The sequence below is a fragment of the Sphingosinicella soli genome, assembly GCF_014199685.1.
Classification (GTDB): domain Bacteria; phylum Pseudomonadota; class Alphaproteobacteria; order Sphingomonadales; family Sphingomonadaceae; genus Sphingosinicella; species Sphingosinicella soli.
This window is the reverse complement of the sequence record NZ_JACHNZ010000007.1, coordinates 1-15,989: the sequence shown is the minus strand read 5'-3', so window position 1 is coordinate 15,989 and position 15,989 is coordinate 1. Positions and strand designations below refer to the sequence as shown.

At 65.0% G+C, this 15,989-nt stretch carries 19 protein-coding genes and 1 pseudogene; 16 read left to right on the top strand and 4 right to left on the bottom strand.

Annotation, left to right across the window (positions count from 1 at the left end; all coding sequences use genetic code 11):
* Positions 1-65: 65 nt before the first annotated feature.
* The 9 genes from GGQ98_RS04165 to GGQ98_RS04125 all read left to right on the top strand — a co-directional run bounded on the left by GGQ98_RS04165 (position 66) and on the right by GGQ98_RS04125 (position 7,856).
* Positions 66-491 carry a Fur family transcriptional regulator gene (locus GGQ98_RS04165; protein WP_184065568.1) on the top strand — a complete coding sequence of 142 codons (426 nt, stop codon included), beginning with the start codon at positions 66-68 and terminating at the stop codon, positions 489-491.
* 13 nt (positions 492-504) lie between these two features.
* Entirely contained in the window at positions 505-1,812 is a 1,308-nt protein-coding gene (miaB, locus tag GGQ98_RS04160; protein ID WP_184065565.1) for a tRNA (N6-isopentenyl adenosine(37)-C2)-methylthiotransferase MiaB, read from the top strand.
* Positions 1,813-1,814: 2 nt separating this feature from the next.
* Positions 1,815-2,819 (top strand): PhoH family protein, encoded by a 1,005-nt coding sequence (locus tag GGQ98_RS04155; protein ID WP_184065562.1) that lies wholly within the window; start codon positions 1,815-1,817, stop codon positions 2,817-2,819.
* Positions 2,812-3,318, top strand: coding sequence for an rRNA maturation RNase YbeY (ybeY, locus tag GGQ98_RS04150; RefSeq protein ID WP_184065559.1), 507 nt, complete (start codon positions 2,812-2,814; stop codon positions 3,316-3,318). Before GGQ98_RS04155 ends, ybeY begins: the two co-directional genes overlap by 8 nt.
* Positions 3,319-3,423: 105 nt before the next feature.
* On the top strand, positions 3,424-4,242 hold the full coding sequence (locus GGQ98_RS04145; protein WP_341534128.1) for a hemolysin family protein: 819 nt from the start codon (positions 3,424-3,426) through the stop codon (positions 4,240-4,242).
* The gene (lnt, locus tag GGQ98_RS04140) at positions 4,239-5,726 is read left to right on the top strand and encodes an apolipoprotein N-acyltransferase (RefSeq protein ID WP_184065554.1); all 1,488 of its coding nucleotides are present in this window, start codon (positions 4,239-4,241) and stop codon (positions 5,724-5,726) included. The genes GGQ98_RS04145 and lnt overlap by 4 nt, the downstream gene beginning before the upstream one ends.
* A gap of 63 nt (positions 5,727-5,789) precedes the next feature.
* Entirely contained in the window at positions 5,790-6,182 is a 393-nt protein-coding gene (locus GGQ98_RS04135; protein ID WP_184065551.1) for a helix-turn-helix domain-containing protein, read from the top strand.
* 80 nt (positions 6,183-6,262) lie between these two features.
* Positions 6,263-7,480: a methionine adenosyltransferase gene (gene metK, locus GGQ98_RS04130; protein ID WP_184065546.1), complete on the top strand. Its 1,218-nt coding sequence runs from the start codon at positions 6,263-6,265 to the stop codon at positions 7,478-7,480.
* 85 nt (positions 7,481-7,565) lie between these two features.
* Positions 7,566-7,856, top strand: coding sequence for a hypothetical protein (locus tag GGQ98_RS04125; RefSeq protein WP_184065543.1), 291 nt, complete (start codon positions 7,566-7,568; stop codon positions 7,854-7,856).
* Between the two features lie 155 nt (positions 7,857-8,011).
* On the opposite strand, the gene GGQ98_RS18775 is transcribed toward GGQ98_RS04125, so the two are convergent.
* Complete coding sequence (locus tag GGQ98_RS18775; RefSeq protein ID WP_184065540.1) at positions 8,012-8,221, bottom strand: type II toxin-antitoxin system RelB/DinJ family antitoxin; 210 nt, start codon at positions 8,219-8,221, stop codon at positions 8,012-8,014.
* Positions 8,222-8,487: 266 nt separating this feature from the next.
* Positions 8,488-9,366 (bottom strand): OmpA family protein, encoded by an 879-nt coding sequence (locus GGQ98_RS04115; RefSeq protein WP_184065537.1) that lies wholly within the window; start codon positions 9,364-9,366, stop codon positions 8,488-8,490.
* Positions 9,367-9,600: 234 nt separating this feature from the next.
* Here GGQ98_RS04115 and GGQ98_RS04110 point away from each other — a divergent pair, with 234 nt between their 5' ends.
* The 3 genes from GGQ98_RS04110 to GGQ98_RS04100 are packed head-to-tail and all read left to right on the top strand — an operon-like array spanning position 9,601 to position 11,694.
* Positions 9,601-10,137: an RNA polymerase sigma factor gene (locus tag GGQ98_RS04110; protein WP_184065534.1), complete on the top strand. Its 537-nt coding sequence runs from the start codon at positions 9,601-9,603 to the stop codon at positions 10,135-10,137.
* A complete protein-coding gene (locus GGQ98_RS04105) occupies positions 10,134-10,694 on the top strand; it encodes a hypothetical protein (RefSeq protein WP_184065531.1) in 561 nt (186 codons plus the stop codon). Before GGQ98_RS04110 ends, GGQ98_RS04105 begins: the two co-directional genes overlap by 4 nt.
* 22 nt (positions 10,695-10,716) lie before the next feature.
* Positions 10,717-11,694 (top strand): M23 family metallopeptidase, encoded by a 978-nt coding sequence (locus tag GGQ98_RS04100; RefSeq protein ID WP_184065528.1) that lies wholly within the window; start codon positions 10,717-10,719, stop codon positions 11,692-11,694.
* Positions 11,695-11,697: 3 nt separating this feature from the next.
* On the opposite strand, the pseudogene GGQ98_RS04095 reads toward GGQ98_RS04100, so the two are convergent.
* Positions 11,698-11,988: pseudogene (locus tag GGQ98_RS04095) on the bottom strand (4a-hydroxytetrahydrobiopterin dehydratase); the annotation flags it as partial.
* A 44-nt stretch (positions 11,989-12,032) separates the two neighbouring features.
* Between GGQ98_RS04095 and GGQ98_RS04090 the strand changes: the two are divergent.
* Entirely contained in the window at positions 12,033-12,431 is a 399-nt protein-coding gene (locus GGQ98_RS04090) for a metallopeptidase family protein (protein WP_184065522.1), read from the top strand.
* On the opposite strand, the gene GGQ98_RS04085 is transcribed toward GGQ98_RS04090, so the two are convergent.
* Complete coding sequence (locus GGQ98_RS04085; protein ID WP_184065779.1) at positions 12,420-13,127, bottom strand: NAD-dependent deacylase; 708 nt, start codon at positions 13,125-13,127, stop codon at positions 12,420-12,422. The genes GGQ98_RS04090 and GGQ98_RS04085 overlap by 12 nt on opposite strands.
* A 70-nt stretch (positions 13,128-13,197) precedes the next feature.
* Here GGQ98_RS04085 and dapB point away from each other — a divergent pair, with 70 nt between their 5' ends.
* From dapB to GGQ98_RS04070, 3 genes are all read left to right on the top strand, one after another.
* A complete protein-coding gene (dapB, locus tag GGQ98_RS04080) occupies positions 13,198-14,001 on the top strand; it encodes a 4-hydroxy-tetrahydrodipicolinate reductase (protein ID WP_184065519.1) in 804 nt (267 codons plus the stop codon).
* Positions 14,002-14,048: 47 nt separating this feature from the next.
* On the top strand, positions 14,049-14,339 hold the full coding sequence (locus GGQ98_RS04075) for a putative quinol monooxygenase (protein WP_184065516.1): 291 nt from the start codon (positions 14,049-14,051) through the stop codon (positions 14,337-14,339).
* Positions 14,340-14,682: 343 nt separating this feature from the next.
* Positions 14,683-15,897, top strand: coding sequence for a tyrosine-type recombinase/integrase (locus tag GGQ98_RS04070; RefSeq protein WP_184065513.1), 1,215 nt, complete (start codon positions 14,683-14,685; stop codon positions 15,895-15,897).
* The last annotated feature ends 92 nt before the right edge of the window (positions 15,898-15,989 follow it).

Sequence of the window (15,989 nt, the reverse complement as noted above, 5' to 3'; positions counted from 1 at the left end):
CAAAAGGATGCGACGGCAGCAGGGACGGACTTGTCCGTCCCTGTTTCCACGCCTAAACTGCTGCGATGACAAAAATCGATATCGAAGCGATATGTGCAGAGCGCGGCCTCCGCATCACCGAGCAGCGCCGGGTGATCGCGCGGGTGCTTTCCGACGCCGAGGACCACCCGGATGTTGAAGAGCTCTACCGGCGCGCTTCGGCGATCGATTCCGGCATTTCAATCGCGACGGTCTACAGGACGGTGCGCCTTTTCGAAGAGGCCGGCATCCTTGAACGCCACGACTTCCGCGACGGCAGATCGCGCTATGAGCCGACGCCCGAAGAGCACCACGATCATCTTATCGACGTGGAAAGCGGCGCAGTGATCGAATTCCATGACGATGCGCTTGAGGATCTGCAGCGCCTGATTGCAGAGCGGCTGGGCTTCGAACTGGTGGATCACCGCCTGGAGCTCTACGGCCGACCGCTCAAAAACAGGCCGGCCAACTGAAATCGACGCCCCCGTGAACACTTCCAGGTCTTATTTCGTCAAGACGTTCGGCTGTCAGATGAACGTCTATGACAGCGAGCGCATGGCGGAACTTCTCGACGCAGAAGGCCACACGCCCGCCGCGTCCGCAGAGGACGCCGAGATCGTCGTGCTCAACACCTGCCACATTCGCGAACGCGCGAGCGAGAAGGTCTATTCGGAGATCGGCCGCCTGAAGCACCGCGACGGACCCAAGCCGATCGTGGCGGTCGCGGGCTGCGTGGCGCAGGCGGAAGGCGCCGAGATCGTGCGCCGGGCGCCTGCCGTCGATATCGTCGTGGGGCCGCAGGCCTACCACCGGTTGCCGGATCTGATCGCCCGGGCCTCGGAAAAGCCGGTGGAAACCGACCTGCCCACGCTCGAAAAGTTCGAAGCGCTCGGGAAGCGTCGCAAGGCGACGGCGTCGTCGTTCCTGACGATTCAGGAAGGGTGCGACAAGTTCTGCACCTACTGCGTGGTGCCCTACACGCGCGGCGCAGAAGTCTCGCGGCCCGCCGCCTCCATTCTCGATGAGGCCCGCCGTCTCGCCGACGAGGGCGCGCGGGAGATCGTGCTGCTCGGCCAGAACGTCAACGCCTACCGCCACGGTGGAACCGATTTCGCGGCGCTGATCGCCGAGGTTGCGGCGATCGACGGGGTCGCCCGCATCCGTTACACGACGAGCCACCCCGCCGACATGACGGACGCGCTGATCGAGGCGCACGGCACCACGCCCAAGCTGATGCCTTACCTGCATCTGCCCGTGCAATCCGGCTCCAACCGCGTGCTGAAAGCGATGAACCGCTCGCACACGGTGGAAACCTATCTCGCCATCCTCGAAAAATTGCGCGCGACCCGTACCGACATGGCGGTTTCAGGCGACTTCATCGTCGGCTTCCCCGGAGAGACGGAAGCGGAATTCGAGGAGACGCTCGCGATCATCCGCGCGGCGAACTATGCGCAGGCCTATTCGTTCAAATATTCAGCGCGGCCCGGAACGCCGGCGGCGGAGATGGACGGGCAGATCGACGAGGACGTGAAGACGGATCGCCTGCGCCGGCTGCAGGCGCTGGTGCAGGAACAGCAGCTCGCATTCAATACGGCGGCGCTCGGCAGCACGATGCCTATCCTGCTGGAACGCCCCGGCAAGCGTGCGGGGCAGCTGATCGGCAAGTCGCCCTGGCTGCAATCGGTGTATGTCGATGCACGCGGAGCACAGATCGGCGACATTGTGACGGTGGAGATCGAAGGCGCCTACGCGAACAGTCTTGCGGGACGCATCGCATTCGCCGAAGCTGCGTAGCGATGGCCAAAAAATCCGCTCCGCTTTCCCCGCCCGCCGCGAACGACCGGGTCCGCCTTGAACTCGATTTCGACCGCGCCGAACTGCTGGGAGCGCTGTTCGGGCAGTACGACCAGAACCTGATCGCCATCGAGAACCGGCTTGGCGTCTATATCGCCGCACGCGGCAACCGGCTGTCGATAGAAGGCGAGGCCCATGCGGCGGCAAGGGCGCGCGACGTTTTGACAGGCCTCTACAACCGGCTCGCGCTGGGGCAGGGCGTTGATATCGGCGATGTGGAGGGAGCTTTGGCCTTGTCGCAGGATCCGTCGCTGGAGGGCCTGGTTCGCGCCGAGGACGGAAGCGCTTCGCCGATCATCATCCGCACCCGCCGCAAGACCATCGTGCCGCGCTCGCCGACACAGCTTCGTTACATGGAAGCGCTGGCCCGGCAGGACATCATCTTCGCCCTGGGCCCGGCCGGAACGGGCAAGACCTATGTGGCCGTTGCGCAGGCGGTAAGCCAGCTGATCGCGGGTTCGGTCGATCGGCTGATCCTTTCGCGTCCGGCCGTGGAAGCCGGCGAACGGCTGGGCTTTCTGCCCGGCGACATGCGCGAGAAGGTCGATCCCTACCTGCGGCCGCTCTACGACGCTTTGTACGACATGCTGCCTTCCGAGCAGGTGGAACGACGCATCGCCAGCGGCGAGATCGAGATCGCGCCCATCGCCTTCATGCGCGGCCGCACCCTCGCCAACGCGTTCGTGATCCTCGACGAGGCGCAGAACACCACGCCCGAGCAGATGAAGATGTTCCTGACCCGCTTCGGGCAGGGCAGCCGCATGGTGGTTTGCGGCGATCCGAAACAGATCGACCTGCCCAACCCCGGCCGTTCCGGGCTCAACGACGCCACGCAGCGCCTTGAGGGCATCGACGGCATCGCCGTGGTGCGCTTCGGCGCCGCCGACGTGGTGCGGCATCCGATCGTCGGCCGCATCGTGGAGGCCTACGAAGGCCCCGATGCTTGACGTCGCCGCGACCGTAGCGGGCGGCACATGGCCCGACATCGACTGGACGGCCCGCGCTGAAACCGCCTGCCGCGCCGCGCTCGGCGAAAGCCCGTACGCGGGTCTCATCGACGCCAGCTTCTGCTGCGAGGTTTCGATTCGCCTGACCGACGACGAAGAGGTGAAGACGCTCAACGCGCAGTATCGCGGCAAGGACAAGCCCACCAACGTGCTGTCGTTTCCGATGGTCCAGCCCGACTTGCTGGAGAGCCTTTCGAACAGCGACGACGGCGAGGTTCTGCTCGGCGACATCGTGCTGGCAGACGGCGTTGTGACGCGGGAAGCTGCGGAGCGGGGCATCAGCATGACCGATCATGCAGCGCATCTGATCGTCCACGGGCTGCTGCACCTTGTCGGCTACGACCACGAGAACGATGCGGACGCGGATGCAATGGAAGAGATGGAACGACGTGCCCTTTTTTCACTGGGGATTGCCAACCCCTATGCCGGCGAGGCATGACGGTTTCGAACGATGAGCGAAGAACCTCCGAGTAGCAGCGGCGACCAGCCGTTCCGACCCCTTGTCCGAGCCCTGCGGAGCCTGATCTTTGGCCGCAGCGGCGAAGTGACGCTGCGCGAAAGCATCGAGGAAGCCCTCGAGGATCACGCCCGCGATACGCCCGACGGGGATGACCTTTCCGCCACCGAGCGCCTGATGCTGCGGAATCTGCTTGATTTCGGCGAGCGGCGTGTCGGCGACGTGATGGTGCCGCGCGGCGAGATCATCGCCTGCGATGTCGATGACAATTTCCAGGTTCTGGTCGCGGCATTCGTCGATGCGGGCCACAGCCGCCTGCCGGTGTTCCGCGAATCACTCGACGACGTGATCGGCATGATTCACGTGAAGGACGTTTACGCGGTGATCGCAGTCGACGGGCGCAGCGCCGCTGTCGATGCCGAAAGCCTGCTGCGCCCCGTGCTGTTCGTGCCGCCCGCGATGCGCGTGCTCGACCTGCTCGCACGGATGCGGCAGGGGCGGACGCACATGGCGATCGTGGTCGATGAATACGGCGGGACCGACGGGCTCGTGACGATCGAAGACCTTGTCGAGGAGATCGTGGGCGACATCGCCGACGAGCACGACGAGGAGGAAGCCGAGACGATCACGCCGCTTCCGGACGGCGGCTTCGAGGTTGATGCGCGCGTGGATATCGAGGCGCTGGAAGCGGCGACGGGAGCGCCGCTGTCGGAGGCGGCGGACCGCGATGTCGATACGGTCGGCGGTCTGGTGTTCATGCTGGCGGGACACATTCCGGCGATCGGCGAGATCGTGGAGCATCCGGTGGGCTGGTCGTTCGAAGTGACGCAGGGCGACGAGCGCAAGATCGAGCGCGTGCGCGCCTATCCCCCGCAAACAGTTCCGGCCGCGGCACGCGGGGCGTGAGATCGGCCGCGGGGCGACGCGGACTGCTGTTTGTTGCCGGCATCATCAGCAGCCTGGGTTTCGCGCCGTGGAACCTTTGGCCGCTGACGCTGATCGGGCTGGCCTGGCTGATCCGGGAAACCGCGACGACGCAGACGCTGCGCGAGGCGGCGAAGGCGGGGTGGGTATTCGGGTTCGGACACTTCCTGCTCGGCACTCACTGGATAGCGCAGGCATTTCAGTATCAGCAGGATATGCCCGCGTGGACCGGATGGATCGGCGTGCTGCTGCTTTCGGCCTATCTCGCGATTTTCCCCGCGGTTGCAGCGGCTTCGGCGCGGCGGCTCGCCGGGCTGTCGCTGGTTCTGAGCCTCGCGGGGTGCTGGACGATCGGCGAGGCGCTGCGCGGCGTGCTGTTTTCGGGCTTTCCGTGGAATCCGCTGGGCGCGGTCGCGCTGCCGATGGCGGGGCTGGCGCAGGGCGCGGCGATCATCGGCGGGCTGGGGCTTACGGCGATCATCGTGCTGGCGGCGGGCGGGCTTTACCTGATCGGCAAGCGGCAATGGCGCGCGGGCGCGGCGATCCTGGGCGTGACGGCAGCGGCAGCGATCGCCGGACTGATGCCGCTGCGGGCGCCGACGCCGCTTACGGCGGCGCGCCTTCACATCGTGCAGGCCGATATCGGGCAGGACGAGAAATGGTCTGAGGACGGCGTCGAGCGCGCCGTCGCGAAGTATCTGAAGTTATCGCCGACGTCGACGCGCGAGGCGCGGCTGCTGATCTGGCCCGAGGCAGCTATTCCCGATCTGCTCGACGAGATGCCCGCGATGCGGCGCAGGCTGGGCGCGCAGCTGGGGCCGAATGACCTGATGCTGCTGGGCGCGCTGAAGGCGATCCGCGAAGTAGACGGCAGGGCGATCGCGGCGCGCAACAGCCTGTTCGTGCTCGACAGCGAAGGCGGCATCCTGGCGCGCTACGACAAGAAGCGCCTGGTGCCCTTCGGCGAGTTCCTGCCCGCGCGCGCGCTGCTGAACGCGATCGGGCTCGACCGGCTCGCGCCGGGCGCGCTCGACTTCTGGCCCGGACCGGGGCCGCGCACGCTGCCGCTTCCCGGCGGCTTCCCGGCGGTCGGCCCGCTGATCTGCTACGAAATGATCTTCGACGGCCGCGTGACGGAAGCCGATCACCGCCCGGCGTGGCTGCTGAACGTCTCCAATGACGCATGGTTCGCGGGCGCGGGCGCCGAAATGCATCTGGCGCAGGCGCGGCTGCGCAGCATCGAGGAGGGGCTGCCGATGGCGCGGTCCACCCCCACGGGGATCAGCGCCGTGATCGACGCGAACGGCCGCGTGACGGCGGCGATGCCGCGCGGCACGGCGGGCGTGATCGACGCGCGGCTGCCCGCCGCCAACCCGCCGACACCGTTCAGCCACACCGGCCGCATCCTGCCGCTGCTGCTCGCGGCGATGCTGATGCTGCTTGGCTGGAGACTCGCAAAGCGCTGACGCCTTGCGCGCCGGAACGGATGCAAATACACCCGCTATGGTTGTATTCTGCCCGCCGGAGCCATGCCGAACGAAACCGTCCATCCCGTCGACCTTCACGTGGGCAGACGCCTGCGCGAAAGCCGTGCGGCGCGGGGCGTGACGCAGGCCGAACTCGGCGCGGATCTCGGCATCAGCGCGCAGCAGGTGCAGAAATACGAAAACGGCAGCAACCGCATCAGCGCGAGCAAATTGTTCGAAATCGCCGGGCGGCTGGGCACGGGCATCGACTGGTTTTTCGACGGGCTGGAAACGCCGGCGCCTGCGGGGCTTGCGGAGACGCAGGATGCCTATGAGGCCGAGCCGACACCCCACGACCAAACCCGCGCGCTGATCGCCGCGTTCAGGGCGCTGCCCGACGACGCGGCGCGCAGGAACGTGTTGGCATACGTGCAGGATCGTACCGAAAAGACATAAACGATTCTTTATGTCCGCTTGCGCAGGCCGCGCGGCGGCGCTAGACCGGGATCGTCCAAGGGCTGTTTCAGGAAAGACGCATGGCGCGCAGCGACTATCTCTTCACGTCCGAATCGGTTTCGGAAGGCCACCCCGACAAGGTTTCCGACCAGATTTCAGACGCGATCGTCGATCTGTTCCTGTCGAAAGACCCCGAAGCGCGCATCGCTTGCGAAACGCTGACGACGACGCAGCTGGTGGTGCTGGCCGGTGAAATCCGCTGCAAGGGCGTGTACGAAAACGGCGCCTGGGTGGCGGGCGCGCTCGACGAGATCGAGGCGACGGTGCGCTCGACGGTGAAGCGCATCGGATACGCGCAGGACGGCTTCCACTGGGAACAATTCCGCTTCGAGAACCATCTGCACGGCCAATCCGCGCACATCGCGCAGGGCGTCGACGAGGCGGGCAACAAGGACGAGGGCGCGGGCGACCAGGGCATCATGTTCGGCTACGCGACCGACGAGACGCCCGACCTGATGCCCGCGACGCTGGATTACAGCCACAAGATCCTGGCGCGGCTGGCGGCGGACCGCCACTGCGGCGCGGCGCCGTTTCTGGAACCGGACAGCAAGAGCCAGGTGACGCTGCGCTACGCGGGCGGCGTGCCGGTGGAAGCCGCCGCGCTCGTCGTTTCGACGCAGCATGCGCCGGGCTATTTCTTCCACGGCGGCGAAGGCGACCCGGAAAAGTTCAAGGTTCTGCGCGACTATGTGATGCGCGTGTTCCGCGACGTGCTGCCCGAAGGCTTCGTGACCGAGCGGACCGCGATCCACGTGAACCCGACGGGCCGCTTCGAGATCGGCGGACCGGACGGCGACGCGGGCCTGACCGGGCGCAAGATCATCGTGGACACCTACGGCGGCGCGAGCCCGCACGGCGGCGGCGCGTTCAGCGGCAAAGACCCGACGAAGGTGGACCGGTCAGCGGCGTATATCGCGCGCTACCTTGCGAAGAACATCGTGGCGGCGGGCCTCGGCAAGCGCTGCACGATCCAGCTTTCCTACGCGATCGGCGTCGCCGAGCCGCTGTCGCTGTATGTCGACCTGCACGGCACCGGCACGGTGGACGAAGCGAAACTGGAAACGGTGATCCCCCAGCTCGTGCGCCTGACACCCAAGGGCATCCGCGAGCACCTGGGCCTCAACAAGCCCATTTACAGCCGCACCGCCGCATACGGGCACTTCGGGCGCAAGGCCGAGGGCGACTTCTTCCCGTGGGAAAAGACCGATCTTGTGGAGAAGCTGAAGGCGGCGGTTTAAGCCCCTACGCGTTAAGGACTGACCATTCCCACCTATTGCTGATTTTCAATTCGATATATTGTGAAATCTTGTAAGGAGCGGGGGCATGCAAGAAATCAAAGTCAGTCGATTGTCGGCAGGATCCGTATTCAAATTTGGTTACGTGGCTTATGCCATGCTGTTCTTACCGATCATGGTTTTGCTTGGTCTTTACGGGATGAGCGGCGGAACGGCCGTTTATCAGAACGGCCAGCCGGTTTACGGGATCGCAGCCTTGATAACTGCGATTTTCATAGGATTAATCATCCCGGCCATTCTTGCCGTTTGGCTTCTTCTTGGCACACTCATTCTTCGGCTGGCGAAAGACAGGGCTCCTTCGCTTCGGACGGGCGACTAACTGACGTCCTCCGATCGTGCCGAAGCCGCCGCAACAATCACCGTTTAAAAGCGCGATCAAACCTTCCGCTCAAGTGGATCTCGTCAAGAAACCGATCTAATCCTTATCATCCGCGTTGAGCGCGCCCATCAAATCAGCAACGCTGGCGAAACGCTCTATCCGACCTTCCGACACGTCGCGCGTCGCTGCCTGGTTGTCGCGTTGGGCACGCGGATATCGAAGGGCAGGTTCTTGTCGGACGCCACGCGCACAAGCATCAGCCGAATGGCATCGGACACAGACAGCCCCATCCCCGCAAGGACTGCACTGGCTTCCTTCTTCAGATCGGAATCAATCCGAGCACGCACGATGTCGGCCGCTGCCACTTCGCTTACTCCAGTCCATTAGAGGGCTGGTCCATTAGATGGGCTACATTGTAGCTACAATTTCTAAATGCCTCTCTAACGTCGGAGAGTCACGATGGCACATTTCCTGTTGCACGAATAGATACTTAAGGTATTGAAAAAATTAGATAAGAATTTAACATGTTGTGCGCTTTTGGCGAATCCGACCCGGCGGGACCAACGCATCGTCGCGTAACGGAGCCCGGCCAAAACAAATCGCGGGGTGGGCCGCAGCCCACCCCGATACCTCAGATCCCGTCGAGGCCCTTGCTGACGAGCACATTCACCGCGACGCGGCGGTTCTGTGCCTTGCCTTCGGCGGAGTCGTTGCTTGCCGCCGGGTCGGCTTCGGCCATGCCGGTGGGCGTGAGCATGCGGTAGGGTTTCCAGCCGCAGGCCTGCTGCAGATAATTGACGACGCGCGCGGCGCGCTTTTCGCTGAGCACCTGATTATACTCTTCGCTGCCCGTGGAATCGGTGTAGCCGACGACCAGCAGCAGCGCATTGTCCATCGCTTCGGCCTCGGTCGCGGCGGTGCAGAGATCGGCTTTCGCCTGTTCGGAGAGCACGGCCTTGCCGGTGTCGAAGTTCACGTTCGTCGTGCCCTTGATGTTATACTGATCGATGTCGCCGACGCGGCCGCGCAGCGCCTCCGTCGCCGCGGACTGCTCCTCGAAGCGCTGCTCGGTGGCGTTGCGGATCATCGAGGCGGTTTTGAGATCCTTGTTCTTGAGATCGATCTGGCTCGCCACCAGCCCCTGCCCCCACTGCACGGTCTTGATGCTGACGGGCAGGCCGTTCAGCAGCGCATCCGCCGCCAGCTTCTTGCTGTTGGCGCCGAGGAAGCCGCCGCTCGATTTCACCCTGGTCGCATCGCTGATGAACACCGTCGTTTTGGTGCCGCCTGCGGTCGTGACCTGCATCTTCTGGTCGGTGCGCGCCGAGATGAAGCCTTCGACCTCCGGCCCTTCGGCGAGACCCGCGAGGTCCGCCGGGGGATAGGCGTTCACGTCTATGGACGGGTCGGACCCGTTCACATCCTGCGGCTGCGCTTGCAGGCTGGCGGGCACCAGACCCGACAGCGCAAGCAGCACAAACATTCTCGGACTTTTGAAAATGACACTCATTGCGTTCCTCCTTCAGACTCGACCCCATCGGCCGCGCCTGCGCGCGTACCGTCCGCCCCCGGCGCATCGCCGTGTTCGCACCGGCATCTCCGGCACAACATCGTGGTTAACGCCAGTATTACGGAGACGTTTCGAGAGTCTGTTGCGGCAGGCCGATGCAAATGGCCCCGGGCGGGCGCGGAGGGGCGAAAATTTCTTTGTAAGAAACGCCGCGCGGCTGCGACTGTCTCCCCCATGAGCAGTGCGGAAACAAGCGGCGACACGCGCGATGCGCTGTATGCGGACGCGGCGGCGGCGCACGGCGGCATGATCGCGCGGCTTTGCGCGGGCTATGAGGCGGACCCGGCGCTGCGCGAGGATCTGGAACAGGAGATTCACCTGCAGCTCTGGCGGAGCTTCGCCGGGTTCGCAAAGCAGTGCAGCCTTGCGACATGGGTGCACCGCATCGCGCACAACGTGGGGGCGCGGCATATCCACCGCGCGGTGCGGGCGAAACCCGCCGCATTTGTCGATCTCGATACCGTCGATGTCGCCGACAGCCGCGCCGGGCCGGAGGACAGCGCCGACGCCGCGCTGACGCTGGAGCGGCTTTACGCGCTGATCTGGCGGCTGCGGCCGATCGACCGGCAGGTGCTGCTGCTGCACCTCGAAGGACTGGACGCCGCCGCAAGCGCCGAGATCACCGGGCTGACCCCCGGCGCGGTCGGCGTGCGCATCCACCGCATCAAGGCCCTGCTCGCCGAGACTTTCGCGAAAGGAAACCGGGCATGACCGACAGGAACGGCCTGAGCGCGCTGTGGACGGCGCAGACGGTGCAGCCGCGCGCGCTGCCGCCGGAAGACATTCACCGGCGTCACACCGCGCTCGAACGGCGCGTGCGGAGGCGCAACCTGATCGAATACATGACCGCGGCGATGATGATCGTCGCCGTCGCGGGCCTCGTTCTCCTCGACGTGCGGCTCGGCGCGTTCGGCGCGGGCACGATCGGCCTGATCCTGCTGGGGATCGGCGGCGGCGTGGTGGTGCGGCAGCTTCACCGGCGCACGGGCGGAGGCTCGGCGATCGACGGCGCGCGGCCCAGCATCGACGCCTATCGCGACAGCCTGAGGCGCGAACGCGACGCGCTCGCTTCGGTGGCGCGCTGGTACATCGGGCCGATGCTGCCCGGCATGGTGACGATCTACGCGAGCGCGTTCCTCAACGCCCCGCCCGGCGGACGCCTGCTCGTGATCGGCCTGGCGGCAGCGACGGCGATCGCGATGGCGTGGGTCATCCGCATCAATCGGCGCGGCGCCGAGGCGATCGCGGACGAACTCGAAAACATCTGACCTGCAACCCGGAGACCTTTTCATGCACGCTTTCACGATCGCAGCCGCGATGATCGCCGCCACGGCCGCCAGTTCGGTTATCGAACGCGGGCGCGCCGTTTCCCAGTGGGCGTCGCCCGAAAGCGTCGGCGCGCTTTCGGCAGCGGCCGCGCCCGACCTGAAGACGAAGATCGATGCCGCGGGCGGCCCCGCTGCGTTCTCGGCCGCGATCAATGCGCAGTTGGGCGCGCAGACAATCGTGTTCGACGAGGTGGAAATGGCCATCAACGGGCTTACCTTCTACCAGCGCCTCGCCGCGCATGAACGCGCGCCCGCCGCGATGACGACGGTGGTGTGGGACGACAAGGGCGCCGTGGTCGCCGCGACCGTGCAGCCATCGTCTCCGCCGCCGCCGGCGCCCGCAGCCGGTGCGGGCGTCTCCGTGCAGCCGCCGTTCGCAGCGCCGCGCGAGGGCACGTGGTTCACCTTCTGGGGCGGGCGCAACCTTGCCCGCAACTATCACATGGTTGCGCGCGCGCAGACCTATGCCTTCGACCTGGTGGTGGTGAAGGACGGCAAGAGCTTTTCCGGCCCGGCAAACGAACACGCATCCTATTACTGCTGGGGCGAGCCGGTGCTGGCGGTGGGCGACGGCGTCGTTACCGAAGCGGTGGACGGACTGCCCGACATGGCGATCGGCGACATCAGCGCGAACGCGGCGGCGGGCAATCACGTGATCGTTCGTCACGGGCCCGAGCAGCATTCGCTCGTCGCGCATCTGCAGCAGGGATCGACGCGGGTGAAGACCGGCGACACGGTGAAGGCCGGGCAGACGCTCGGCCTGTGCGGCAACAGCGGCCGCACATCGGAGCCGCACATCCATTTCCACCTGCAGACGGGGGCGACCTTCGCCGAGGGCGGCAAGGGGCTTCCCGCCGATTTCCAGAACATGCTGGCGGACGGCCGCCCGGTCCGCGACGGCGAGCCGGTGCGCGGGCAGGCGATCGCGCCCGCGAAATAGGCTTCAGAGCGCGTCGATCGCCTTCGCGAGATCGATGTCGCGCTGCGAAAGCCCGCCCGCGTCGTGCGTGGTGAGCAGGATATCGACGCGGTTCCAGACGTTCGACCATTCCGGGTGGTGATCCGCCTTTTCGGCAAGGAGCGCCACCCGGCTCATGAAGCCGAACGCTTCGACGAAATCCTTGAAGCGGAAGCTGCGGGCGATGCCGTCGCGCGCCGCGTCCAGCGTCCACGCCGGGAGGCCGGGGAGCAGCGCCGCACGCGCGTCGTCGGAAAGTTTCTTCACCATGGCTGTCCTCCTGCTGGCGCGGCGGGGCGCATGCTTCTATGTCGTGGAGCATGAGCGTTCGTCAAACCTTCGCGCCCACGCTGGATGATATCGAGGCGCTGGCGCGCGCGGCAATCGCCAGGCTGCCCGACGTGTTCCAGGCGCATCTCGGCGCGGTCGTGCTGCGCATCGAGGACTTCCCCGACGCGGATGTGTGCCGCGACATGGGCCTCGAAAGCGAGTTCGACCTGCTCGGGCTCTATCAGGGGCATGCCGTGGGGCGGTCGGTCGATGTGTCGGGCGCGCTGCCCGACACCGTCTATCTCTATCGCCGCCCGATGCTCGACCTGTGGGCCGAAGGCGAGGAAAGCCTGGAGCATATCGTGACGCACGTGCTGGTGCACGAAGTGGGGCACCATTTCGGCCTTTCCGACGAGGCGATGCACCAGATCGAGGAATCAGCGCTTTAGAAGCGCGTCCACCCACAGCGGCACGAGTTCGCCCGCGCGCCCGTGGCGGGCTTCATCGAAAAAATGCGTGCCTTCGGAGCGATCGAGATTGATTTCGAGCGTGCGCGCACCCGCGTGCCGGGCGCCCTGCACGAAGCCCGCCGCCGGATAGACCGCGCCCGACGTGCCGATCGAGACGAACAGATCGCAGGCGGCGAGCGCCGTTTCGATGCGATCCATGTGATAGGGCATCTCGCCGAACCAGACGATATCGGGCCGCAGCCGCCGCGCTTCGCAGCGGATGCAGGCGGGGCCGTCCGACAGGGTATCGGGCGCGGTCTGGCGCTCTCCGCAGGCGAGGCAGAGCGCGCTTTTCAGTTCGCCGTGCATGTGCACCATGCGCCTTGCCCCCGCGCGCTCGTGAAGATCATCGACGTTCTGCGTGACGACGAGGAGATCGCCCGGCCACTGCGCATCCAGCCGCGCGAGCGCCGCGTGCGCAGCGTTGGGCGCAACACGGGCGAGCGCGGCGCGGCGCGCATCGTAGAACGCCTGCACCAGCACCGGATCGCGGCGGAACGCCTGCGGCGTCGCCACGTCTTCCACGCGGTGACCTTCCCAGAGGCCGTCTGGGCCCCGAAACGTCGGCACGCCGCTTTCGGCGGAAATGCCCGCGCCCGTGAGCACGACGATGCTTTGAAACTCCGCTGCCCGCATGATCTTGCGCACCGCTCCCCGATTGGCCAGAGATATGCCTTCGCATCAGCGTTCGAGGGGTTCAAGGTTTATGGCGAAGCGTGGCGGCAAGGCCCGTATCGGTGTTCTGGGCGCGGGCGGGCGCATGGGGCAGGGCATCATCGCGCGCGTGCTTGAAACGAAGGAGGCCGTGCTCGCAGGCGCCGCCGAGAAACCGGGCCACCCGGCGATGGGCCGCAGCATCGCGCCGAGCCTGGTGATCTGTGCGAACACGCTGGCGCTGGCGCACAGCGCCGATGTGCTCGTGGATTTCACGACGCCCGACGCGCTTGAAGAAAACCTGACCGCCGCGTGCGATGCCGCCTGCGCCATCGTGATCGGCACGACGGGCCTGGCCCCGAAACACCACAGGCTGATCGACGAAGCCGCGAAAACCACCGCCGTGCTGCAGACCGCGAACACCAGCCTCGGCGTCACCATGCTCGCCGCGCTGGTGAAGGCGGCCGCAAGCCGCCTCGGCGAGGACTGGGACATCGAGATCGCCGAGATGCACCACCGCCACAAGGTGGATGCGCCCTCCGGCACCGCGCTGATGCTGGGCGAAGCCGCCGCCGCCGGGCGCGGCGTGAAGCTCTCGAACGCCGCCGTCAACGCCCGCGCGGGCGCGGACGCGGCGCGCAAGGTCGGCGAGATCGGCTTCGCGGCGCTGCGCGGCGGATCGGTGGCGGGCGACCACATGGTGATCCTGGCGGCGGACGGCGAACGCATCGAACTCGGCCACCGCGCCGAATCGCGCGAGATCTTCGTGCGCGGAGCGGTGCGCGCCGCGCTCTGGCTCGCAGGCAAACCCGCCGGACGCTACACGATGAACGAGGTGCTGGGGCTCGACGCCTGAGAAACGGCGCCTGAGAAACAGCACCTGAGAAACGAGGGAGAATAAAGATGACCGTGCTACGCCATTATCTGATGCGCGCCGCAGAAGGGCGCGGCGAAGCGCTCGGCCAGGCACTGGCAACGCTCGCCGACAAGGTGCGGCCGCTCGCGGGATGCGAAAAGGTGGAAATGTTCACCGACGCGGGCGACGCGGACGCCTTCATCTTCATCGAATACTGGTCGTCCGTGGAGGCGCACAAGGCGGCGGGCGCAGCACTGGGCAAGGACGCCTTTGCGGGGGTGATGGCGGCGCTGGCGGGGCCGCCGGAGGGCCGCTACCTCAATCCCGCAGCAGCCTAGGCGTTCATAGTCAAGCGTCACGCCGAAGGCGTCTAAGTGATTGCCACCACCGCAGAAACTGGAGCGGGCGAAGGGATTCGAACTCTCGACCCCAACCTTGGCAAGGTAGGTAGCATCTATTTTCCTGCCTCATTGATGTTATAGCCGTTCCCAGATTTCCGCCAATGACAAAACATATGCGTTTCTGTTGTTTATGACGGCCATGGTAGTTTATAGCCGTTGCCAGTGGGGATGTGGTGGGGTGAATTAATCTATCATTTTATGGCACAATCTCCATACACCCCACTCGATTCCCCACTGGAGGATGGTTTAGCAGGGTCATCGAAAAATGGAAGGAGCGCAGATGTCAGTTGCCAAACGCACCATGGGCCGCCCCCGACGTTTTGCCAAATTTGAAGAGTTTGAAGCGGCCCTACCCCGCGATATGAAAAAGCGCGCTTCCTACTGCGACGGCATCGGTATTTTCAAGGGCGCGAGCAGTTCGACTGTATGGGTTAAGATCAGAATGCCGCGCGGTGGCACATACAGGGGCCGTTCAATTCCGGTCGGCGGCTCAGTTGAGCATAAGCTAGGCAAGCGATCTTCTTGGGACTGGCCACAGTTGGTTGCAGAACGCGACCGACTCCAAGGCTTAGCTGACCGTGGAGAGCCGTTGGAAGCCGTGGTAGTCGAAACCTTCTCGCAATACGCCTCAAGCTGGCTTGCACGGAAAAAGCCGACCTTGAAGGGCTACGGCGTCACAAAGGGCCATATCAATTCCGCGCTCAATGCAGCTTTCGGGAAAAAGGCGCTGAATGCCATCACCGTTACAGACCTAAATCGTTGGATAGGCATACAGAGCGAAAAGCTGAAACCGGCCACAGTCCAAAGGCAGTTAGCTACCTTCAACGCAATCATGAATGATGCGGTCCGCAGCGGCGTCATAGAACGGAACCCGACCGAGCGAGCCGATAGGATCAAAGGCATCGAACCAAGGCAACGCTTCGTTACCGAGGAAGAATGGCAGAAAATCCTGAAAGCGACGGAAAAGATCGAACAAGATCAGGAGGAAAACAAGGAACGCACCCCGCAGCAGATCAGAGGATGGCTGCGCCACTATGTGGTCTGGGCCTACAACTCCGGTATGCGGCGCGGCGAGATTATTAATCTGACATGGGACCATGTGCGAAAGATCGATGACGAAACCACGGTCATCGAAGTCGGCAACACCAAGACCGGCAAACCCCGGTTCGTCACCTGCACGGCAGAGATGGAGGCCATTCTCACCGCTCTTCGGAAACTGGATAGGGCCGAAGGCGATAACCGCCTGTTCCCTGTGTCCATGACAACTCTCAAACGGGCTCTGACACGCCTATGGAAGGCCACGGGGTTGCAGGACGTGCGATTGCACGATCTACGCCGGACCCACGCCACGATCCTTATTCAGCGCAACATCGACGCTCGTACAGTCGCGGGAAGGCTTGGGCATTCCGGCACGGCAATGCTTGCGAAACATTACGCCGTAGACCTTGGAGACATGGCGGCCGCCAAGGTTTTTAGCCAGCCATTTGCAAAGTGACGTGACCCCCTGGTTTCCACCAGCACGGATTAGAGTCCGGCAGCTTTGTTGCGCATGAGCGCGGGTTGAGCAATGGCCTGCGAAGCGGAGCC